The sequence below is a fragment of the Microcoleus sp. LAD1_D3 genome (assembly GCF_036702135.1).
Taxonomy (GTDB): domain Bacteria; phylum Cyanobacteriota; class Cyanobacteriia; order Cyanobacteriales; family Microcoleaceae; genus Microcoleus.
In genome coordinates this window covers 61356-82904 of sequence record NZ_JAUBSB010000027.1, presented here as the reverse complement: position 1 = coordinate 82904, position 21549 = coordinate 61356, and the positions used below count along the sequence as shown (strand labels likewise).

The 21549-nt window shown below is 47.8% G+C and carries 18 protein-coding genes; 8 read left to right on the top strand and 10 right to left on the bottom strand.

The genetic code is table 11. From position 1 onward, the window contains the following. Positions 1-55 precede the first annotated feature (55 nt). From QUA74_RS16900 to QUA74_RS16880, 5 genes are all read right to left on the bottom strand, one after another. A complete protein-coding gene (locus tag QUA74_RS16900) occupies positions 56-391 on the bottom strand; it encodes a Uma2 family endonuclease (RefSeq protein WP_333331136.1) in 336 nt (111 codons plus the stop codon). A gap of 78 nt (positions 392-469) precedes the next feature. Continuing rightward, positions 470-2710 (bottom strand): phosphoketolase, encoded by a 2241-nt coding sequence (locus tag QUA74_RS16895; protein WP_333331133.1) that lies wholly within the window; start codon positions 2708-2710, stop codon positions 470-472. Between the two features lie 217 nt (positions 2711-2927). Continuing rightward, positions 2928-4151, bottom strand: coding sequence for a COP23 domain-containing protein (locus QUA74_RS16890; protein ID WP_333331131.1), 1224 nt, complete (start codon positions 4149-4151; stop codon positions 2928-2930). Between the two features lie 32 nt (positions 4152-4183). Further along, entirely contained in the window at positions 4184-4423 is a 240-nt protein-coding gene (locus QUA74_RS16885; protein ID WP_333331128.1) for a hypothetical protein, read from the bottom strand. 280 nt (positions 4424-4703) lie between these two features. Next, the gene (locus tag QUA74_RS16880) at positions 4704-5270 is read right to left on the bottom strand and encodes a COP23 domain-containing protein (protein WP_333331125.1); all 567 of its coding nucleotides are present in this window, start codon (positions 5268-5270) and stop codon (positions 4704-4706) included. Between the two features lie 693 nt (positions 5271-5963). On the opposite strand from QUA74_RS16880, the gene QUA74_RS16875 reads away from it, so the two are divergent. Beyond that, positions 5964-6569, top strand: coding sequence for a hypothetical protein (locus QUA74_RS16875; RefSeq protein ID WP_333331122.1), 606 nt, complete (start codon positions 5964-5966; stop codon positions 6567-6569). A 137-nt stretch (positions 6570-6706) separates the two neighbouring features. Continuing rightward, complete coding sequence (locus QUA74_RS16870) at positions 6707-8083, top strand: cytochrome P450 (RefSeq protein WP_333331119.1); 1377 nt, start codon at positions 6707-6709, stop codon at positions 8081-8083. Here QUA74_RS16870 and QUA74_RS16865 read toward each other — a convergent pair. Together QUA74_RS16865 and QUA74_RS16860 are read right to left on the bottom strand one after the other, a co-directional pair. Continuing rightward, the gene (locus QUA74_RS16865; protein ID WP_333331116.1) at positions 8070-8246 is read right to left on the bottom strand and encodes a hypothetical protein; all 177 of its coding nucleotides are present in this window, start codon (positions 8244-8246) and stop codon (positions 8070-8072) included. The two genes, QUA74_RS16870 and QUA74_RS16865, sit on opposite strands and share 14 nt — an antisense overlap. Positions 8247-8622: 376 nt before the next feature. Beyond that, on the bottom strand, positions 8623-8910 hold the full coding sequence (locus QUA74_RS16860; RefSeq protein ID WP_006632921.1) for a hypothetical protein: 288 nt from the start codon (positions 8908-8910) through the stop codon (positions 8623-8625). 497 nt (positions 8911-9407) lie between these two features. Between QUA74_RS16860 and QUA74_RS16855 the strand changes: the two genes are divergently transcribed. The 3 genes from QUA74_RS16855 to QUA74_RS16845 all read left to right on the top strand — a co-directional run bounded on the left by QUA74_RS16855 (position 9408) and on the right by QUA74_RS16845 (position 11749). Continuing rightward, complete coding sequence (locus QUA74_RS16855; protein WP_015179186.1) at positions 9408-9668, top strand: MoaD/ThiS family protein; 261 nt, start codon at positions 9408-9410, stop codon at positions 9666-9668. 379 nt (positions 9669-10047) lie between these two features. Beyond that, positions 10048-11346, top strand: coding sequence for a threonine synthase (gene thrC, locus QUA74_RS16850; protein WP_333331114.1), 1299 nt, complete (start codon positions 10048-10050; stop codon positions 11344-11346). Positions 11347-11473: 127 nt separating this feature from the next. Beyond that, positions 11474-11749, top strand: a complete 276-nt coding sequence (locus QUA74_RS16845; RefSeq protein ID WP_006632924.1) for a MoaD/ThiS family protein — start codon at positions 11474-11476, stop codon at positions 11747-11749. A gap of 427 nt (positions 11750-12176) precedes the next feature. Here QUA74_RS16845 and QUA74_RS16840 read toward each other — a convergent pair whose 3' ends face one another. The 3 genes from QUA74_RS16840 to QUA74_RS16830 all read right to left on the bottom strand — a co-directional run bounded on the left by QUA74_RS16840 (position 12177) and on the right by QUA74_RS16830 (position 16492). Then, positions 12177-14063, bottom strand: coding sequence for a ribonuclease J (locus tag QUA74_RS16840; RefSeq protein WP_333331111.1), 1887 nt, complete (start codon positions 14061-14063; stop codon positions 12177-12179). Between the two features lie 376 nt (positions 14064-14439). Further along, positions 14440-15312, bottom strand: a complete 873-nt coding sequence (gene dapA / locus QUA74_RS16835) for a 4-hydroxy-tetrahydrodipicolinate synthase (protein ID WP_333331148.1) — start codon at positions 15310-15312, stop codon at positions 14440-14442. 136 nt (positions 15313-15448) lie between these two features. Then, positions 15449-16492, bottom strand: coding sequence for an aspartate-semialdehyde dehydrogenase (locus QUA74_RS16830; protein WP_333331108.1), 1044 nt, complete (start codon positions 16490-16492; stop codon positions 15449-15451). 1014 nt (positions 16493-17506) lie between these two features. Here QUA74_RS16830 and tig point away from each other — a divergent pair. The 3 genes from tig to clpX all read left to right on the top strand — a co-directional run bounded on the left by tig (position 17507) and on the right by clpX (position 21465). Beyond that, positions 17507-18922 carry a trigger factor gene (gene tig / locus QUA74_RS16825; protein WP_333331105.1) on the top strand — a complete coding sequence of 472 codons (1416 nt, stop codon included), beginning with the start codon at positions 17507-17509 and terminating at the stop codon, positions 18920-18922. A 500-nt stretch (positions 18923-19422) separates the two neighbouring features. After that, positions 19423-20112, top strand: coding sequence for an ATP-dependent Clp endopeptidase proteolytic subunit ClpP (clpP, locus tag QUA74_RS16820; RefSeq protein WP_333331102.1), 690 nt, complete (start codon positions 19423-19425; stop codon positions 20110-20112). A 9-nt stretch (positions 20113-20121) separates the two neighbouring features. Beyond that, positions 20122-21465, top strand: coding sequence for an ATP-dependent protease ATP-binding subunit ClpX (clpX, locus tag QUA74_RS16815; RefSeq protein ID WP_333331099.1), 1344 nt, complete (start codon positions 20122-20124; stop codon positions 21463-21465). Positions 21466-21549: the final 84 nt, after the last annotated feature.

The window sequence follows — 21549 nt, the reverse complement described above, 5'->3', positions numbered from 1 at the left end:
TGATTTTAAACCATCCTAATCTTTCTTCAGTCTTGTCTTATGGTACTTTGGCTGCTTAAAAACTGTCCGGAGTATTGTAATAAGACTCGTCTGGTTCAAATGATACATCTCTTGCCCGGTCTCTGCGAGTTGCACTCCCTACAGGAATATATTCAATTCCCATTTCACAAAAGTAGAGTTGTAGCAAAAAATTAAGAATACAACTGATTGTCTCATGTGCTTCACCCAGTGTCATAAACTCGATCCACCCATCAAGATAAGTTATCCGCAAACCCGGAGAGTCGGCCATCAAAGATTCGAGAGCCTCAAATTGCTCCCAACTATAATAACCAGGGAGAACCAATCGCTGTTCCGCAAGCGTACCTATTTCTTCTAAAAGTTGTGCTGTCATAGGTATCACCATCCTATTTGAATATTACTAGCCCCTACCCAGCACAAACCAGGCAGGGGCATTCACTCACATTCTAACTTAATGAACTAGCTCGATCGCCCTTTTAGTCAACGCCTCAGCAGTCAACCCATTAAACGCCATCAACTGACCAGCACTAGCAGTAGTTTCCCCCCGCTTCCAAGCGAAAGTATCCCGCTTGCAATTGCTGCGGAGCATCACAGGTTCCAACATCCCAGAAGCACCGCCTGTCACGCCAATCAAGGCATCTCCGCCAAACAATTCGGCAAATTTCTCATCGCTCAAAAAGCCGCCGTCAGCTTCCGAACAAGTATCCCAAGCAACATCGCCTTGACGGTACAAACGCCGGGGGTTCACAACAGAAACAATCCGCACTCCAATCCCTTCTGTTTCCAAAAATGCTGCCGCTTCAAACACTGGCATTAACGTCATGTCACCGACAACTGCAAACACAACTTTTTTGCTCCCCCCTTGATTGTGGGGAGCTTGCGGGGAATCGACTTCGTGCAGCACTATTGCACCGTCTTGCAAACCTTGGCGAGTTTGTTCAAAAGTAGTGCGAATTGGCAGTGGCGACTTGCTTGCAGTAATCACAACTCCCTTATTTTTAGCAGCCAAAGCCCACTCGTAACAAGCTTGAATACTGTTAGCATCCGGTGGAAACAAAGGAAACACATTTCCGTTCCGCATCATCGCCGCAAAATAAGCCTCTATTTCCGGCCGCTGGTGCGTCCAACCGTTACGACCTTGTTCCAATGCACCCGCTGTAAATAAGGTGACAGTTGCCGGAGTTGGACGGCGCAATTCTGCCATTGCTTGGGTTACAGTTTGCCAAATTGGTAAACCGTTAATAGCAAAAGATTCGTAGGAACACCACAAACTCCGCGCTCCGAATAGCGATAAACCTACGGCTAAACCAGCGCAAGCATCTTCGCTCAAAGGTTCATAAACTTGACCGTTTGGCGACTGATTGTACAGGTCATCTGTCGTCGGGTGAATAATCTTAAGAGCTTGGTTGATATTGGCAATTGCCGATGCTTCGTTGCCGTCAGCATTAGTGACAAGAAAAGTACGATCGCGCTCGCCCACTTTCCCTACCAAAACCCCCATTGCTGTTGTCGAAATCTTCGGTTCTCCCCCAACTGCAAATTCTTCCAAAGGCAATTCGCCTAAATCTGCCAGCGGCAATGTAAACTCAGTAACAACTGTTTTCGCCGCCGGCCCGCCGCCGGCCCGCTCGCAATTTGTCCGCACCAAATCCCACGCAGCAGCAGTCAAAGCGCGCTCTTTTAAAGCACTGATAATGTGCGGAGCATCCAGCGTATCTTTCGGATAAAGGTTGTGAGATTTTGCTCCGCGCGCGTGGACGCCGGCCCCTTTCAACTGTTTGATAATAAACACAGTTAATTTGCCGCCGAGAGCAGATTTTGCCGCTTTGTCAACTCCTTGTAAAACAGCTTTGGTAAATGCCATGCGCTGTTCGAGCGAAAAAGCAGTGCTGTCTACATAATCTTCCGGTTGATTTTTATCGTCAAATTCCTTAGCATCAACTAAGATAACTTCTTCAAAACCGTTGCCTTGCCAATAAGCAATCATTTCAGCATTAGTTTTAGTCGAAACCATGCTGTGATGTTCCTGAGAATATCCGTTCCAAACCAACACAGGCAAAAAGTTAGTAACGCTCGGATAAGCAGTGTGAAAATGTCCCATGCTGCTCATCGGATAGGGTTCGCCCATGCCACCGTCGCCCATTGTGAAAGCAAACAGTTTTTCGCGGTGCAAAAACGCTCCAGCCATTGCGAAATGCTGCCCTTGTCCGAGGGGACCCGCCGGTGCTAAAAGGCCGGGAATGAAACCGGAAAGATGTCCTAACAAACCGTCTTTTTCTCGGAATTTATCGCGCACTTGCTGCACGTTAAAAATTCCCATATCCTCCAAAGATCGATCGAGAAACATGGCGCTGTAAAAGCCGGGGGCGTGATGGCCGACTTCGGTGACAATGTTCTTGTGTCCGAGCATCACCAAAGCGGCATAAGCCTCAGCTTGGCTAGCAAAACCCCCCGGATGTCCCGATGCCTTGCTGGCGGTAACTTGCAGCGTCAGGTAGCGCAGGGCGTCTGCTCCCAGCATTGTTTGAAAGACGGCGACGGGATCGGCAGGATCGGCGATCGACTTGCTCCCCTCGGCGATCGCAGGTGTTTTCCCATAAGTATCAAAACCAGGGACTGTTTCAGAAAAATATTGAATGCCTTCGCAAAAAGCGGGCGTTGTTGACGTTGCCTGCGGGGTAGTTGCTGTCATGCTTGATACCGGAAAAATTTGAGTTGGATTAATGTAAGAGTAATTTTATAGCTTCCGTGTTCCAAAAAATCATGAGTTCTATTATGTCAGTGATAAATAAGTAAAATATCTCACTTTTTCAGCTAATAAGTAGTTGTTTGAGAACCCCGACTTTTTTAATAAATCGGGGTTCTGTGTTTACCCATTACTAATCCCTCTAAAATCTCCAATCGCAAATCTAAAATTGTTCCAGCCGTTCCCGGACATCGATATAAAGCACAGTACCGCTTTCAGAAAGAGAAGGCACAGCCTTTTGATTCCGCAGCCAAACAAAAAAACTGCTCAGTGCAGGAGTCGGATCTTGATCGCGGCGCAGCGTGTAGATCAAACCTTCGCAAGGCCCATTAACGCGGCTAGTCGTGCAAATCGCTTTCTGGTTATTTATAATACCCACCGTGACATAATTTAGCTGTTTATTGCGGTTATAATTCTCAAGGCGCTGAGTCACTTGTTGGCAGCGAGTTAGAGGATCGTAGCCCGAACTAGAAAAGAAATTAGAATTCCAGCGAATCCAAGGCTCTCTGAATCCTTGCGGATTTTGATACACAGTCACCGGCTCGCCCGTTGAGGTATCGCACACAAATCCTCCATAACCCTGATTCGGTTGGTTTTGACCAGAGGCGCTGCTGATAGAAAGATTGCTGAGGATATCAAAGCCGTTACGCTTATTTTGTGATAGCAACTCCCTAAAAGCATCGATCGGGATTGCCGCGTTCAAGCCCGTTTTTATCTCCTCAATCTGACCGTTCCACTGACTCCTAATTGTGCCAACAGTATCCCCCTGGCCGTGAATTCCTACCACCCTGCCATCAGCATCAAATACAGGCCCGCCGCTCATCCCGCGCCTGGTTACAGCTTGGTAGCGTAGACGATACCCTGATGAGGCGCTGCCCAAGCGAGAAGAGATGATACCAGCAGTAAACTCAAGTTTTCGTTCAAATCCCGAAATTGGCAGCGGATAGCCAGAAACGTAAATAGCAGAACCCACAACAGCACGTTCTGACTCGCCCATTGGTGCTACTGGATACTGTTCTCGGCTTTGAAATTGTATCAAAGCCAAGTCTATATCCGTGTCATTTTTCGGTAGGCGCTGTATTCTAATCGCAGCATAATCCTTTTCCAAATGAGTGCGAATGCTGTATTTTTGAGCGAGGCTTGCCACTACATGATTAGCTGTCAGAACAGTGTAAATATTACCCTGTTTGGCAATAATTACTCCCGATCCACTAGCAAAAAAACCCAGCGTATTGTTGACTTCTACAGTTGTCAATGTCGCTAGCTGGGCAATTTCTTCGGCTGTTTTGGCACAGGCAGCATATTGTTGGCTGACAACCGCCGTCACTGTTAATGCACCTGTCAAGATGATTGTCAGCGCGTCAAACCGCAAACTCCACACATTCATCGATAACTCCCTAGATGAAACGAGGCGAACTGCTATATACTAATCGGAATTCCCCAACTGGATTTAACCATTTTCTCCAATAATTCCGCTGTTGGTTCACTTCCCTCTTCAAAAGCATAGACGCCAAAATTTGGATCTCGATACTTGCCCCTACCGTTAATCCCAACCAAGAAACCTTTGGCATTAAAAATCGGGTCGCCACTCATACCGATTTTAACCTCATTTGTATAGCCCAAGCTATAACCTTGAGGCAAAGATTTGGGTAGCAGCACCGAAACGAAGCCCGCGTCACCGCCAAAGCCCCAACCTCAGCACCCGTAGGAAAGCCGGCTGCCAGCACGGGAGCAGACACCGCTCCTGGCTCTATGCTGACGGGTGCTATTTTATACTAGATCGCGCTGCGAAACTGAACGATCGCCCGATCGGTGTCCCCAGCGGTCGGTGCAGGAGGCCGTCACCCGTGACAATTGTCCGATCGCCCCTGTCGAAAGCCACAAAGTGCCAGCAACAGCACCCTATAGGTTCGATCGCCCCAAAAGCAGAAGATTTCGCTTAAGGCAGTCTCGACGGCGGGGAAAAAGAGGGCTGTTGCGCCTCATCCTCCGTGTTTTCCCCTAACTTTTTCCTGACATCAATGTAAGGAATTTTACTGGTTTCATCAAAAGACGGCATCCCGACATATCCTTGGCGCCAAGCCAACAAATTATACAAAGAGCCGATCGGGTCTTGGCCGGGTCTGAGGGTATAAATCAAATTTTGACACCGCCCATTGACTTGATTCGCCGTGCAGATGACGTTCTGGCCGTTCATCTGGCCGGCAGTAATGTACTTAAGCATTCGTTGGCGACGATAGATTTCGAGGCGTTGACTCACTAATTGGCACCGAGTTGCCGGATCGTAGCCAGAACCGGAGAAATAATCGGAAGTCCACTCAATCCAAGGCTCTACGGCACCTTGATGGTTTTTGTACACCGTCACCGGCGCCCCGGTCGAGGTGTTACACCAAAATCCATTTTCCCCCGGTACTCGCCTACCGTAACTCGGTCCAGAAGCAACCGTCAGGGCGCTGAGGGCGATCGCTGTTGCCACCAAAACTTTTGTCAATAATTGCTGTTTCATGATGTTCTCACTCTTTTTGATGGGATTCGACACAAAAATCACCGAATGCTGCGATAACACCCTTGACACGCCTGTTCGTTAAAGATCCGCTGACTGAGGAATTATGTGATTCGCGACTTGACCAGAAACCAGTTTTTTTTACGAAAACACTTCGTTGCAGCCGTTATGCCTGGTTAAACAACCCGGTTTCTTTGCTCTCTATGCGTAAGTTTTGATATTGTTCGCGACTTGCACATTCCCTCTAACCGCGATTTCGGCGCTGTTAAAAAAGCGCTCCGAAGCCGAGCTTAAAATGCGCGCGCCAGTCGGAATTCTGTCCTCTTTACTACTAATCCAGCTCGGACTGTCGCAAACCGGAAAGAGGCTCTTTACCTCAGATCTTGGAATGGCTCGAATTGCAACGGTACATCACACCTACTGACACGGTATTTGATATCACTGTGTGATCGGGGCCCCTAGCTTTATCTGCTGAGATACGGAGACGGCAGGGTTGCACAAATGAGGACTAATACTTCCTGTGCCAGATTGATCGAACATGAAAATGAAGGTATTGACCAGAACTCTTAACTTGTTTTCATCTCCGTATTACGGATACCTAGAAATACTTCTAAGTGAGTGCGATCAGGGACTAACTGCTTTCTACTACCAAAATTTACCCTCCATACACTGACGTTTAGTAAAGTATTAAAAACTATGAACCGTATCTGCAAACAGTTAGGATATTTAGGCGTTTGGTTAATTTTGATGGGCGGTAGCAGTTGTTCTAGCTCAGATGCAGCTACCTCAACCGAAAACCAGAGCCAACTCTCCCGAAGCGCCCATCAGTTTCAACAGCTACAGCTAACGGGAAATCAAATTGAGGCTCGATCGAGTCAATTAACGCAGCCTTATAACTCTGTTGCCTCAGTTTTAGGCAGTGCTGCCCTCTCAGAAAATACTGCCACCGTTACGGTTTATAAGGTAGACAATTTGTGTCAAACTCTGATGCCGGAAACAGTTACAGGCCCAGAGAACCAGTTAATGTCATCGGCGGTTAATGAAGTGTTAAAGCAGGAGATTTTCGATAGTCTTGGTTTGGCTGGTTATCGCGTCAAGCTCGATCGCGACCTCGGAATAGCTACCGTGGATCTGCGAGCCTCCGGAAATTCGCGGCAGAAATTGCAAAATCTGTCGAGTTGTCAGATGTTAGGTTTATTCGGGGGCGTTCGCCAAACTTTAACCAGTTATGCTCCTTGGCAAATCAAAACTGTTCGTTTTACAGAGCTTGGAGAGGATATTTTGAGTACCGTTCGAGAATAAGCTATTAAAATTATTGGAGATGGGACTTACGCAATTCTCCCTTAAAAATAAGGGTTGGGAGGGATTGAACAAACCTTCAAACCCTTTGAGATTTGTTGATACTGCTAAGTCCTGTGACCCAAACCCAGGTAATTCCTATGACACTACCTAACGGCCCCAAAGCTCCACCCCTTGTGCAGCTAATTCAATGGATCAGCGAGCCCCTGACATTCATGGATAAATGTGCAAAGCAATACGGCGACATTTTCACAGCTCAAGTGAACAACGGGAAACCATTGGTGATGCTCCACCACCCCCAAGCTATCCAGGAGATGCTCAACAGCAGCGCGTTTCACGCTCCAGGCCGCCTGAACAGCCTCCTAAAACCCTTGATGGGAGAACAATCCATGATTCTCCTCTCAGGAGAAAGGCACAAACGATCGCGCCAATTATTGATGCCACCCTTTCACGGGGAACGGATGCGGAACTACGGCCAACTAATTTGCGATATCGCTCAAGATGTTGCCAGCAAGTGGTCGGTCGATCGACCTTTTGTGGCCCGCAGCGCCATGCAGGAAGTCACCATGCGGGTAATCTTACAAGCTGTCTTCGGCCTGGATGACGGGCCGCGGTTGGAAGAGATCAAGCCCCTACTTACCTCAGTCCTGGATATGACTGGTTCTCCGTTGCGATCGAGTATGCTGTTTTTCGGCTGGATGCAGCAAGATTGGGGTTCTTGGAGTCCTTGGGGACGCATGAAACAGCGGAAGCAGAAACTTGACGATCTGATATATGCCGAAATTGAAGAACGCAGGCTGCAACCAGACGCCAACCGCACCGACATTCTCAGCTTAATGATGGCCGCCCGCGACGAAAACGGGCAACCAATGACCAATGAAGAATTGCGCGACGAGTTGATGACGCTGCTGCTTGCAGGCCACGAAACCACAGCAACCGCCCTAGCTTGGGCGTTTTACTGGATTCACAACTTACCCTCGGTGCGCCAGAAGTTGCTGCAAGAATTGGACAGTTTGGGAGAAAATCCCGACCCGATGGAGATTTTCCGCTTACCTTACCTGAGTGCAGTTTGTCAGGAGACGCTGCGAATTTACCCGGTCGCAATGCTGACGTTTTCGCGAGAAGTGCTCACCCCCGTGGAACTGATGGGACATCAACTCGAACCGGGCACGGTTGTCCTCGGCTCGATTTATTTGATCCACAGACGGGAGGATTTGTATCCAGAACCGCTGCAATTTAAACCGGAACGGTTTTTGGAGAGACAATTCTCGCCTTACGAGTATTTGCCCTTTGGAGGCGGCAGCCGCCGCTGTATCGGGTTGGCGCTGGCGCAGTTGGAGATGAAACTGGTGCTGGCAACCATTTTGCGGGATTTCGACCTAGTATTGGCCGAGAAAAAGCCCGTACAGGCCAAACGCCGAGGGGTGACTTTAGGGCCGGCCGGCGGCGTGCGGATGGCTCTGCTGGGGCGGCGGATGCCGCAGCAGAAGCCTGAACCTGTCGCTAGTGGGGTTTGAAGTCGCAGCAGTTGCAGGGGGCGATCGAACTTTCTGCTTTGAGTGCCCACCATTTAGGAAGAAGGTGCGATCGTCCGCCAATGCCACCATTTTTTGTAGCACCCGCTACAGATAAACAGCTAGAATCCTTAACCTGTAACCCTCGCCCCCTCTCACTTTTCAAATTTTCAGTCTAAAATGATATGAACCTTGCAAACACAGCCTGAAAGCAAAAGTGGGTGATTGCAATAGTCCTCTTGATATCTCAAAAGCCTGCCTGCCATACTTTAAAAACATATGCATACCCTGTTATTCAGCAAGGTCGGAAGCGTGTTGGCATTGCCAGCAATCTTCCGGCCTCTTTATTTTTTGCGGTACTTGAGGCATTGGAGACAAGATGCAGAAGGCAAAGCAAAAGTATAAATTCTCTCCCTGTCCTCATCTCCCCTCTCCCCAATCTAGAGCTTCTGCCTCTAATTCCAATAGAATCCGACAGCAAGTTTAAGGAATCACTAAGGAATAATTAATAACTTGTTAAATTATCTCCTTCTGCCCTTCTCTCAATCTTCTGTTTTCAGAAATTCCGATACCGAGACAGACTTCGGGAGACTCTCCAGATCTTGAATTTCGCTTTCGTGGGCAAAAAACTCGACTTCTTTGTCGTCAATCTGGATCTGATAGCTAGCGGTAGCTGTCACAACCCGTCGCTTTTTTTTATCTTCTATTAAAACCCAACACACTACAGGTCTTACCCATCTCTCAACGTGCTGGCTTTGCTTTGTACTTCCAAAGGCATACCAGCCTTTAGCTTCAATAATTTGAAGCACTTTAAAATCGTTATTTGCCATATATATCTCTATCGTGTTAACTTCAGTATTTTTCTTAGATAGAACGGCAGCCTTGCTAAGCAGGACAAGAGTTAGGAAATTCCCAGCCGCACTTGAAAACCTGATTTTTAGTCAGGATAAGGGGGTTGGCAGGGCCTTGTCTGCGTTGTTGCCTGCTAAATTTAATGCGAGCTTTTTTGTACTCTCCCACAATTACCGTAAAGTATCTATACCGCCGCGTCAAAAATTAGCCTCACAGTAGCATCAATAGCAGCAAACTAGACCTTAGCTAGCTGCATCTAAGTAGATGCCACCTGCTTCTAACGCCTGGTTGGTGAGAGCGCTCGCTATACAATCCTGTTCAGACTTTTTGCTGCAATCAACTGTCCTTTTTGCCTGATGAGGTAAAACTTAACTAGAGATTGCCGCTTTTAATTTTAAGCCTCGGCGCGCCTAATTCCTAATTAATTGTATGGTGTAGTTGATAATTGCCAAACCGTCGATCGCACTCAACAGCCGTGTCTAACTCATCGATTACCATCACCGTTAAACTGTTCGCCGCCTTCGGTGAAGCCTACGGCGTTTCGGAACTTACATTAGAACTTCCTCCCGAAACCCCAGTGTCTCAAGTGCTCGAAAGCTCGATCGCCCAATATCCTCAATTAGAACAATGGCGCGATCGCACCCGCTTCGGCCTCAACCTGGAATTCGTCTCCCCCGACACCATCCTCCAAGACGGCGATGAAGTTGTCCTCATCCCCCCCGTCAGTGGCGGGTAGGCTAAGTTGGTTAATCAAAAATTCGAGTTTTTGTAGTTGTGTTCGATCGCACGACTGCCCAATTGTTAGCCCAAAAAAGATTTATTAAGTTTTGTAACAATTCCGTCGGCAAATCATCCTTGAGATCGCTCAGGCTCGCGTGCAGGCCTGATAATCCAGATTCCCAGCCCGATCCTGAAAACAAGTCAAATCCTTGTGGGGAGTACGGGTTGGGTGTCTCGCCCGCCCAAATATCAAAGTTAAATACACCACTGTTTAACTGAAAAGTAACTGGAAAATCAATCCCGACTAAAAAAGTCGGGTATAGTTGACGGGCTAAATTGACCGTGCTAATCTTGCACAAGACTAAGAAAACATCGCAAAACTAGAGAGTTGAGCTATGACCCAGGCCACCAGAACACAATCCACAGCAGCAACCTTCACAGCCCTCAAATGTAAAGAATGCGGCGAAGAGTACGAACTCCAAGCCAAGCACGTCTGCGATTGCTGTTTTGGCCCGCTTGAAGTCAAGTACGACTACGACGCCATCCGCCGCACCGTCACTCGCCAAACCATCCAAGCCGGCCCCAACTCGATCTGGCGCTACCGCGCATTTTTACCAGTCGCTACAGATAACGTCATCGATGTCGGCACTGGGATGACTCCTCTATTAAAATCCCACCGCTTGGCGCGCCGCCTCGGTCTAAAAAATCTTTATATTAAAAACGATGCCGTCAATATGCCCACTCTCAGCTTTAAAGACAGAGTGGTGTCAGTCGCCCTCAGCAGAGCGAGAGAATTGGGTTTCACAACGGTATCCTGTGCCAGCACCGGCAATTTAGCTAACTCCACCGCTGCGATCGCCGCCCACGCCGGACTCGACTGCGTAGTCTTCATCCCCTCCGACTTAGAAGCAGGCAAAGTCCTCGGCACTCTAATTTACAATCCAACTGTCATGGCAGTTCACGGCAACTACGACCAAGTTAACCGTCTCTGTTGCGAAGTCGCCAATACACATGGCTGGGGATTTGTCAATATCAACTTGCGTCCCTACTACTCCGAAGGCTCAAAAACCCTCGGCTACGAAGTTGCCGAACAGCTAGGCTGGCAATTGCCGGATCACATCGTCGCTCCCCTCGCCTCCGGCTCTTTGTTCACAAAAATTTACAAAGGTTTTCAAGAATTCATCGAAGTCGGTTTAGTTGATGAAAAGAAAGTTCGGTTCAGCGGCGCTCAAGCTGACGGCTGTTCCCCCATCGCCCAAGCATTCCGCGAAGAACGTGATTTCGTGAAACCGGTGAAACCGAATACAATTGCTAAGTCGATCGCGATCGGCAATCCAGCCGACGGTATGTACGCCTTGGAAATCGCCCGCAAAACCAACGGCAACATTGAATCCGTCAGCGACACCGAAATCATCGAAGGCATGAAACTGCTAGCAGAAACAGAAGGCATCTTCACTGAAACCGCAGGCGGCACGACAATCGCAGTCTTGAAGAAACTCGTAGAAGCAGGTAAAATCAATCCCGATGAAACCACCGTCGCTTACATCACCGGCAACGGTTTGAAAACGCAAGAAGCAGTTCAAGGCTACATCGGCGAACCCATCACCCTCGAACCGAAACTAGAAGCGTTCGAGCGCGCCCTAGAACGCGCCCGCACGCTCGAACGCTTAGAATGGCAACAAGTTTCGGTTTAACAGCTATTAGTCAGTAGTCAGTAGTCATTAGTCATTAGTTGTTGACTGATGATTACTGACTGATCACTGATGACTAATGACTGAGGACTAATAACTAATAAATGACTACTGACTAAGGACTAAAAAAATGACCGTCAAAGTTTTAATTCCCACTCCCCTGCAAAAATTTACCAACAATCAAGCCACCATCGAATGCGCCGGCGATAACATTTCCGAACTAATTGAATCGCTGGAAACAAATTGTCCCGGCATCAAAAAAAGCCTGTGCGACGAAAAGGGAGAACCCCGCAGATTTCTCAACTTCTACGTCAACAGCGAAGACATCCGCTTTTTGGATGGCTCAAAAACAGCCCTTCAAGATGGCGATGAAGTCAGCATTGTTCCTGCCGTTGCTGGTGGCTGATTAATTTTAAAATAAACGCAAGTGAACGCAGATAGATTTAAATAACTATCTGCGTTCACTTGCGTTTATTTACGGTTAAAAAACAACTCCCTCGCTACCCGAGAAAATCCTACCAAATCCCGGATTTGGTAAGTAGCTGTCAGGCGGTGTAATCATTCCAATACAACCGGAATTCATAGCAGGAGTTATATCATTTCCGGTTACACCGGAATGATGTTGACGGTTGACGGTTGACAGTGAACAGTGAACTCCAATTTACTATTCCGATGCTAACGGATGTGATATTACATCGATCTATACTGACGTTTTTTGAGGTAGAGCTAGTTATGAAATCAAATCTAGGTTTGTAGTGGCCCTTGGGTACCCAAGCGCCACTACAAACCTAAAACTTATTTCTTTGTTCGCAGTGCGTCAGGGAATTATCGCCCTAAGAAGCTGCCCTTGCCGCAGTCCGGGGACGGCGCCGGCCCGTCACCTGATTGGCAGGAGATGGCACGGGTGGCGATGATGGCGATGATGGCGATGATGGCGATGATGGCGATGATAATAGCTTAGGTGCTTCCAGGGCACCTGAAGATACTGCTGCTTTTTCCGATCGCACTGCTTCTTCAGGAATCTGCATCAGGAATACCAGCAACGGATTGCTTTGCAGTTCCCGGCGCATCACTCGCTGAATTGCTTTTTCTATTTGGGTTTGCACTCCTACCCAGTCAATGTCAACTTGCGAGTCAGCAGTGGCGGGTTTGACAAATTCTGACCAGCGATCGCTCAAAACTGTTTCAATGGTTTGAGTGATTAATTTGATCACCTCTGCCCGATCGGCTGATGTCACTACACCTTTCAAGTGGACTTCTGGTTTGGCAACTAATTTGCCTTCCCAATTCAAAGCCGCCGCTACAGTTACAACGCCATCTCCGGCCAACTGCTGACGTTCCTTGAGGACGCTGGCTTTGACAACGCCCGATCGAGAAGCATCTACCAATTCAATTCCTGAAGGCACTTGACCAGCGACTCGCATTGAATTTTCGGTCAACTCTACGACATCGCCGTTGTCAATAATCACCATATTGCTAGCAGGAATGCCCATGCTTTGAGCCGTCTTGGAGTGCTGGATCAGCATCCGGTGTTCCCCGTGCACTGGCAAGAAGAACTTGGGACGAGTCATGTTAATCATTAACTTTTGGTCTTCTTGACAACCGTGACCCGAAACGTGAATGCCTTTGTCGCGGCCGTAAACCACGTGTGCTCCCAGCATCATCAGTTTATCGATCGTGTTTACCACTGCGATCGTATTTCCGGGAATCGGATTAGCTGAGAAAATGACAGTATCGCCCTTTCTGATTTTCAGTTCGTGATGTTCGCCGTTAGCAATGCGAGTCATCGCCGCCATCGGTTCGCCTTGCGAACCTGTAGTTAAAATCAGTACCTTGTCTTCAGCCAAATTGCGGATTTCTTTCAGCGGTTTGAAAATACTATCTTCGCATTTGATGTAGCCGAGATTGCGGCAGTGAGCGATGACGTTAAGCATCGACCGGCCAACCACTCCGACATACCGATTGTTTTTCTTAGCCAAGTCCAAAACAATTTGCAATCGGTGTACCGACGAAGCAAAAGTCGTCAGCAGCACTCTTCCCGGTGCTTGAGCGATAATTCTGTCTAAATTCGGCGCCACAGAACTTTCCGAAGCGGTAAAACCGGGAACTTCCGAGTTAGTAGAATCGCTAATCAAGCACAACACGCCTCTTTCGCCGTACTCCGCCAGCTTTTGCAAATCAAAATGCTCGCCGTCTACAGGAGTGTGGTCAATTTTAAAGTCTCCGGTGTGGATCACAATTCCCACGGGAGTGTGAATTGCCACCGTAAAACTGTCAGCCATCGAGTGAGTGTTGCGAATGTATTCGACTAAGAAATTCTTGCCAATTCTGACAGTATCCCTGGGTCGAACCGTTCTCAATTCTGTGCGGTGAGACACTCCGGCTTCTTCGATTTTTCCGGCTAGCAAAGCCATCGCCAAACGGGGGCCGTAGATGACAGGAATTTCAAATTGTTTGAGGTGATAAGGGATACCGCCTATGTGGTCTTCGTGACCGTGAGTCACGATCATACCTTTAATTTTGTGGCTGTTTTCCCGCAGGTAAGTCATGTCTGGAAGGACAATATTTACGCCGTGCATTCCATCTGTCGGGAACGCTAAACCGGCATCTAAAAGAATGATTTCGTCGCCGTACTCGAACACACAAGTGTTTTTACCGATTTCGTGCAGCCCGCCGAGGGGAATAACTTTTAGAGCAGATGCAGTTGTATTTTTGATCATGCGTATCCTTTGTTAGTTATTTTTGTTATTGGTCTGTTAACTGTTGACTGTTGACTGTTGACTGTTGACTGTTGTCTGTCGTCTGTCGCCTACTGTCTATACCTCTCCAATAATCCCTGTTGAACAGGCATCCTGCCTGTTCAAGACAAGCTTTTTGGGAGGTGTTTATCTGTTGTTCGTTGATGGGGGCGATTTTTTCCAAGATATTTGTGGAAAACTCCCCTACGGGGTTTTACTCTCCCGTACAGTCAGTTGCCTCCAATCCTCAATCAGCAATTCTTAATTATCAGCTAATAACTCATAGCTCCTAACCAATGACTGATGATTAATGATTGATGACAACTAAATATTCAGTTGTCTGAAAACTCGTTCTCGCCTATCTAGTCTGGCTAGCTGATACCTGTGCTAACTGACTCAGTACGTCCTTTAACTTTTGAGTTACCTCAACGGGCGGATCGCACAGGGGCGGACGGGTGGAGCCTACATCCCAGCCTTGAAGTTTGAGAGCTGTCTTGACGAGAATGGGATTTGTGGTGAGAAAAAGAGCTTTAAACAGGTCAAAAAGTTGCAAGTGAATCTGGGTAGCGACTTGAACTTGACCGGTCTCGAAAGCTTTTATCATCTGTTGCAGTTGCTCTCCTACCAGATGGCTGGCTACGCTAACTACACCAGATCCTCCTACCGCCAACATTGGCAAAGTTAGGGAATCATCTCCAGAATAAATGGCAAATTCAGGGGATGTCAAGCACCGAATTTGACTTGCTTGATCCAAGTTGCCACTTGCTTCTTTTACGGCCACAATGTTGGGGATTGCTGCCAACCGAGCCACCGTCTCCGGCAACATATTCTGACCAGTGCGACCGGGGATGTTATATAACATTATAGGCAATTCTGGAGCAGATTGCGCGATCGCCCGAAAATGATTATATAAACCTTCTTGCGGGGGTTTGTTGTAATAAGGAACGACCTGCAAACAACCATCTAACCCGAGTTTAGCTGCTTTTTGGGTAGCTGCTACTGCTTCTGAAGTAGAATTCGATCCGGCTCCTGCGATTACCAACGCCTTACCGACCACCGCCTTTTGTACCACCTGAAATAATTCGTACTCTTCATCCCAGGTCATAGTGGGAGACTCGCCAGTAGTGCCGCACACTACCAAGCTATCTGTACCGCGATCGGCTAAATGAACTGCCAATTGTTCTGCTACCGCATAGTTAACGCTGCCGTCTTCCTTAAACGGCGTAATCATTGCAGTCAGAACCCGTCCAAACTTTACCACACTTTCTCCGATTTTAGACTGTTGATGTTTGATTTTAAATTTTTGATTTCAGATGAAAGGTTTATCTAAAATCCCCAATTTCAATTTCCCAATTGCCAGGGTTCCCCTAATTTGAAGCCACCGCCACTTGGGTTCGCAACAAATTTTTTTCTACCAGCAACTCAGCTATCTGCACCGCATTTAGAGCCGCCCCTTTGCGAATTTGATCGCCCGACAGCCACATCTCCAACCCGCAGGGGTGAGAAATATCTTGGCGAATCCTGCCAACTAACACCTCATCCTTACCGCTGGCTTCAGCAGGCATCGGGAAATAATTAGCTTCCCAGTCTTCTACCAGCTTAACCCCGCTTGCCTGCTTTAAGATTTCCCTGGCCTCAATCGCGCTAAAAGGCTCTGCAAACTCTAGATTAATCGCTTCCGAATGAGCCCGGAGTACGGGAACCCGCACACAAGTTGCCGTAATTTTAATCTCGTCCGTACCAAATATCTTCCGAGTTTCGTTTACCATTTTCATCTCTTCTTCACAATACCCCAAATCATTAATCGGGGTGTTGTGGGGAAACAAATTAAATGCTAAGGGGTAGGGAAATATATCTGTTTTGGGCGTTTCCCCCTGCAAAATTGCTCTTGCTTGATCTTTCATTTCCTCCATTGCCCTCGCCCCCGCGCCGCTGGCTGACTGGTAAGTCGCTACAACGATGCGCTGTATCGGCCTAACTTTGTGAAGTGGCCAAACGGCAACTGCCATCAAAATAGTCGTGCAGTTGGGATTAGCAATTATACCTCGGTGAGCTGCTGCCGCTTGGGGATTGACTTCTGGAACTACTAGCGGTACGGTCGCATCCATGCGGAAAGCGCTAGAATTGTCAATTACCACCGCCCCGGCTGCCACCGCTTGCGGAGCCCATAATTTAGAAGTAGAGCCACCTGCCGAAGCGAGGACCAAATCTACATTATCAAACGATCGCGCCGAAACTGCTTCAACCGGCAGCATCTCACCGCCAAAAGGCAAAGTTGTGCCTGCTGAACGTTCCGAAGCCAGCAGCTTCAAGTTAGAAATCGGAAAACTCCGGCTGTGCAATAGTTCTAGCAACTCTGCCCCGACTGCGCCGGTAGCTCCTAAAATGGCAACTCGATAGGATTGAGACAAATTAGTTTCCTCCACCAATTAAAGTCTAAACGATCGAAATCAAAAATTTAAATAACTGCAATTCTCAATATCAAACTTAATTAATGTTATGCGATATCAGGAGCATGAGAGGATAGCAATGGTGCAGTTAACGGAAACGGCCGATCGAACTTCCCGATTGATCCGTGCGATCGTACCCAATGCCAGTTTAGCATCTTTTGCAGATCGCCCACGCCCAATCCGGATCCGGTTAAGTTTTGCGATATATCTGCATTTTCGCAGGCGCATCCATTGACTTTGACTGGCCGCAGAGGCCGGCAAGATTGACATCACAGGGCGATATGTGCTATGGTGCATCGGCAATTAGTGGACTTAACCTCCACATTCCTAGCAGCAAAAGCTAGTATCCTCAAACCAAAACTATTTGGCAAGAGCCAAAAAAGTAGCCGGCAATGACTTACAGTCTCATCCGGTAAAGGTGTTGTAGTTGTGCCGTTACGAGTCAAAACGTACAAAATTAAAATGCAGGCAAAGTCAGATTTGTATGTATTTTATCAAGGAAATTGGGTCTAAAACCCTGTCCTTCTAGGACGGCTTTAATTTCTTAAATCCCTTCCTAAAAGTCAGGAAATTTCTAGTATACTACAGTAGTCTAGGTTAAACTCCTGCGCCATAGTGCATAAAAACAGTTAACGACACACTTTGGCGCGTAAACCGGGGGACAAAGAGCGGCGAAAACTCTATAAACAGCTAGGGGCTTAACACAGTTCCTTTAACCAGAGAAACAAACTATTTAGTCTTGTTAAGTAGGGTAGGACATACCCGAACTCTAGGTAAATATCCTAGTACGCTTTTGGAGATAGACCCTCTGGGATGACTGCGAATCAGGCTCGTTAATTGGTAGGATTTCTACGGTTAAAAAGTTTGAGGATTGCCGAAAGGACGCAACATTTTAAGGTCAGTCGCTGAATTAAGAATCCCTGTCCTTTAGGTCAGGGAGTGTCAATACACTATTGTTAAATATCAAAAAAGCCGATGAAAGTAACCCAGGAAAAACTTCCAGCTAGCCAAATTGGTCTGGAAATCGAAGTACCGTCAGAAAAGTCAAAACAAGCTTACGAGCAAGTAATTAAACAATTTGCTCGCGAGGTTAATATTCCTGGGTTCCGCAAAGGCAAAGTTCCCCGTCAAGTTTTGCTACAGCGCCTAGGCCAGACTCGTTTGAAGGCGACGGCTTTGGAAAATTTGATTAATGATTCCCTGCAAAAAGCCCTCGAACAAGAAAAAATTGCCGCAATTGGCAGTTTTGAACTTCGCACCGAGTTTGAAGAATTACTAGCCAAGTTCGATCCAGAACAGCCTCTGATTTTTTCGGCGAAGGTTGATGTACAACCCGAAGTGAAAATGGGTCAGTACACAGGTTTGCAGCTTCAAGCAGAAGAAGCTAAGTATGATGAGGCTCAGGTAGATGAGGTACTGGCAAAATATCGATCGGACAAAGCTACTTTAATCCCCGTAGAAGGCCGGCCGGCTCAGTTGGGAGACACGGCTTTGGTTGATTTCGCCGGTAGATTTGCCGAAGCACCCGAAGGCGAAACTCCCGCAGAAATTCCCGGTGGCGAAGCAGAAGACTTCCAAGTAGAATTGTCGGAAAATCAGTTTGTACCGGGCTTTATCCAAGGCATGATCGGGATGAATCCAGGAGAAACGAGAGAAGTTTCTGTGCAGTTCCCCGAAGAGTATAGTAGTGAAGAACTAGCGGGAAAACCGGCAGTATTTACGATTACTCTCAAAGAACTTAAGGAAAAAGAATTGCCGGAGTTGGACGACGACTTCGCGCAAGAAGTCAGTGAGTTTGAAACTTTAGCAGAACTGCGCGAATCGCTCGAAACTCGGTTTAAAGCAGACCAAGAAAACAAGATATCAGCTAATAAGGAAAAAGCTATATCAGCAGCCCTCGCGCAGCTAATAGACGTGGAAATTCCCGAAACAATGGTCGATCGCGAAATCGATTATTTGTTGAATCAACAAGCCGTCCAATTGAAAAATTACGGCATAGATATCAACCAACTGTTTACGGAAGAAAATATGGGCCCGATGCGGGAACGCTCGCGCCCGGAAGCAGTCGAGCGCCTCAAGCAGAATTTAGCTCTGGCAGAAGTAGCCAAGCTGGAATCCTTATCTGTTGAACCAGCAGAAGTAGCAGCAGAAGTAGCAAAAATCAGAAAGCAGTTTCCCAAAGGAGATTTTGACCCCCAAAGGTTGCAGGAATTTGTAGCAGAAGACTTGCTCAAACAAAAAACCCTGAAATGGTTGGAAGAAAAAGGGACAATCGAACTCGTACCTGAAGGCTCTCTGACTCCTGCAGCAGCAGAATCAGAAGAATCGGACGCTGAAGATTCAGCAGAAGCAGCCACGAGCGTTGAAGTGGAAGTCGTAGGCGAAGATTAGGGCCCAGAATGAAAGTAGTAGGGACACCGCACGCCAGCCCTTCTTCGTGTCAACTTAACGTCAAACCAAGTCAGAGACGGCTATTTGATTGTTAAAGCCAGATCCCCCCTAGCCCCCCTTAAGAAGGGGGGACAAGAAGCCTCTTTAAGTCCCCCTTCTTAAGGGGGATTTAGGGGGATCTAGACTTGGCGTAAAACCGAGATTTATCAAGGGTTTTAGCCTGGTTGTTGACACTAATGGGATCTTGGAGTGTCCCTACGGCGGGGATCGCTCGGGGGTATCTGAAGTGCGATCAAATTTTACGTTTAATGTCGAACTACTGTTGAATTCGGGTTAAATAGTCACAAGATTTTTGCTCGACTATGCCCAGCGCGGGCCAATGCCCCATTCCCAATTCCCCCATCTGGGTTCATTCGAGGCATAATAGTTAAAAGCTGGCGGCTTAATTTAAAGCTTTCATCAGCAGCAGCAAATTGTCTAGAATCCTTGACTGGTGTCTTATGGTTGTATCTCAATCTTCCAATTACCTAATTACAAGCTATAACGATTTTGATGTCAGTTCCAGCCCCAGCAATGTAGTGCCGATGGTACTAGAACAGTCGGGGATGGGCGAGCGGGCTTTTGACATTTACTCGCGCTTGCTGCGGGAGCGAATTGTGTTTTTAGCAGATCCCGTAACCGACGAGTTGGCTGGCACGATAGTGGCTCAGCTATTGTATCTAGATGCCGAAGACCCAGAAAAAGATGTCCAAATGTACATTAATTCCCCCGGCGGCTCGGTGACGGCCGGCATGGCAATTTATGACACAATGCAGCAAATCCGCCCGGATGTGGTGACGATTTGTTACGGTTTGGCAGCGAGTATGGGCGCATTTCTGCTGACAGCAGGAGCCCACGGTAAGCGGATGTCTCTTCCGAGTTCCCGGATTATGATTCACCAGCCACTCGGAGGCGCTCAAGGTCAAGCAGTTGATATTGAGATTCAAGCCAAGGAAATCCTTTATCATAAGCGTAAGCTGAATGAACTGCTAGCGCACCACACAGGTCAACCACTCGACAAATTAGAGGCTGATACAGAGCGCGACTTTTTTATGTCAGCCGAGGAAGCCAAAAATTACGGTTTGGTCGATCGAGTTATCGAAAAGGAAAACCTTCCGGCGGCGGGAGAGAATGTCACTCCACTGAAATAAGAGGCTGTTATGTCTAAGTACGACTCCCATCTAAAATGTTCGTTTTGTGGCAAGTCTCAAGAGCAAGTACGCAAGTTGATCGCAGGGCCCGGGGTGTATATCTGTGACGAATGCGTTGACTTGTGCAATGAAATTTTAGATGAGGAGTTGTTTGATTCGAGTGCAGTGCCCGCAGCGACGGTGGCTCCGAAGCAGGAAACGACGCAAAAGCGCCGCGCTACCTCCGGCAAAAGTATGTCGATGAGCCAAATTCCGAAGCCGAGGGAAATTAAAAATTACCTCGACGAAAATGCGATCGGGCAAGATGAGGCGAAAAAGGTGCTCTCGGTGGCAGTTTACAACCACTACAAGCGCCTGAGCTTTATCCATGCCAAAAATAGCGGCAAGCACCCGCCGGAAGAAGTAGAACTACAAAAATCGAATATTTTGTTAATCGGGCCGACGGGCTGCGGAAAAACTCTCCTGGCTCAGACTTTGGCGGATATGCTAGACGTGCCGTTTGCGGTGGCTGACGCGACGACGCTGACCGAAGCGGGCTATGTCGGGGAAGATGTGGAAAATATTTTGCTGCGGCTGCTGCAAGTGGCAGATATGGACGTGGAAGAGGCGCAGCGCGGAATTATTTATATTGATGAAATTGACAAAATTGCCCGCAAGAGCGAAAATCCTTCGATTACGCGGGATGTGTCTGGGGAAGGCGTGCAGCAGGCGCTGCTGAAAATGCTGGAGGGGACGATCGCGAACGTACCTCCCCAAGGTGGCCGCAAGCATCCCTACCAAGACTGCATCCAAATTGACACTAGCAATATCATGTTTATTTGCGGCGGCGCTTTTGTCGGTCTAGAGAAAGTGATAGAGCAGAGAACGGGTAAAAAGTCAATGGGTTTTATTCAGCCCGGAGAAGCTCAGCCGAAGGAAAAGCGGGCTGCTGATGTACTCAAGCAACTGGAACCGGATGATTTGGTGAAGTTTGGGATGATTCCTGAGTTTATTGGGCGGGTGCCGGTGGCGGCGGTGTTAGAGCCGCTGGATGAGGAAACGCTGATGGCGATTTTGACTGAGCCCCGAAATGCTTTGGTTAAGCAGTATCAAAAGCTGCTGAAGATGGATAATGTGCAGTTGGACTTTAAGCCGGAGGCGATTCGGGCGATCGCCCAGGAGGCATACCGCCGCAAAACAGGAGCGCGGGCGCTGCGAGGAATTGTCGAAGAATTGATGTTGGATGTGATGTACGAGTTGCCGTCGCGCAAGGATGTTGCGCGGTGTACGATTACTAAGGAAATGGTTGAGAAGCGATCTACGGCTGAGTTGTTGGTACTTCCGTCTTCTTTACCCAAGCCAGAGTCAGCTTAAGTTCAGATATTTTACTATTCTGGTGGAACAGGCATCCTGCCTGTTCCACAAAAATTAAATTTTCTTGTGGGGTGGGTTCTTATA

What these genes read in the sequence shown, in the direction of transcription:
- QUA74_RS16840 (WP_333331111.1), bottom strand. Translation starts at nt 14,063, where the DNA reads ATGATCAAAAATACAACTGCATCTGCTCTAAAAGTTATTCCCCTCGGC.
- clpX (WP_333331099.1), top strand. Translation starts at nt 20,122, where the DNA reads ATGTCTAAGTACGACTCCCATCTAAAATGTTCGTTTTGTGGCAAGTCT.
- QUA74_RS16860 (WP_006632921.1), bottom strand. Translation starts at nt 8,910, where the DNA reads ATGGCAAATAACGATTTTAAAGTGCTTCAAATTATTGAAGCTAAAGGC.
- QUA74_RS16890 (WP_333331131.1), bottom strand. Translation starts at nt 4,151, where the DNA reads ATGAATGTGTGGAGTTTGCGGTTTGACGCGCTGACAATCATCTTGACA.
- clpP (WP_333331102.1), top strand. Translation starts at nt 19,423, where the DNA reads ATGGTTGTATCTCAATCTTCCAATTACCTAATTACAAGCTATAACGAT.
- QUA74_RS16870 (WP_333331119.1), top strand. Translation starts at nt 6,707, where the DNA reads ATGACACTACCTAACGGCCCCAAAGCTCCACCCCTTGTGCAGCTAATT.
- thrC (WP_333331114.1), top strand. Translation starts at nt 10,048, where the DNA reads ATGACCCAGGCCACCAGAACACAATCCACAGCAGCAACCTTCACAGCC.
- QUA74_RS16900 (WP_333331136.1), bottom strand. Translation starts at nt 391, where the DNA reads ATGACAGCACAACTTTTAGAAGAAATAGGTACGCTTGCGGAACAGCGA.
- QUA74_RS16875 (WP_333331122.1), top strand. Translation starts at nt 5,964, where the DNA reads ATGAACCGTATCTGCAAACAGTTAGGATATTTAGGCGTTTGGTTAATT.
- QUA74_RS16895 (WP_333331133.1), bottom strand. Translation starts at nt 2,710, where the DNA reads ATGACAGCAACTACCCCGCAGGCAACGTCAACAACGCCCGCTTTTTGC.
- QUA74_RS16845 (WP_006632924.1), top strand. Translation starts at nt 11,474, where the DNA reads ATGACCGTCAAAGTTTTAATTCCCACTCCCCTGCAAAAATTTACCAAC.
- tig (WP_333331105.1), top strand. Translation starts at nt 17,507, where the DNA reads ATGAAAGTAACCCAGGAAAAACTTCCAGCTAGCCAAATTGGTCTGGAA.
- QUA74_RS16880 (WP_333331125.1), bottom strand. Translation starts at nt 5,270, where the DNA reads ATGAAACAGCAATTATTGACAAAAGTTTTGGTGGCAACAGCGATCGCC.
- dapA (WP_333331148.1), bottom strand. Translation starts at nt 15,312, where the DNA reads ATGATTACGCCGTTTAAGGAAGACGGCAGCGTTAACTATGCGGTAGCA.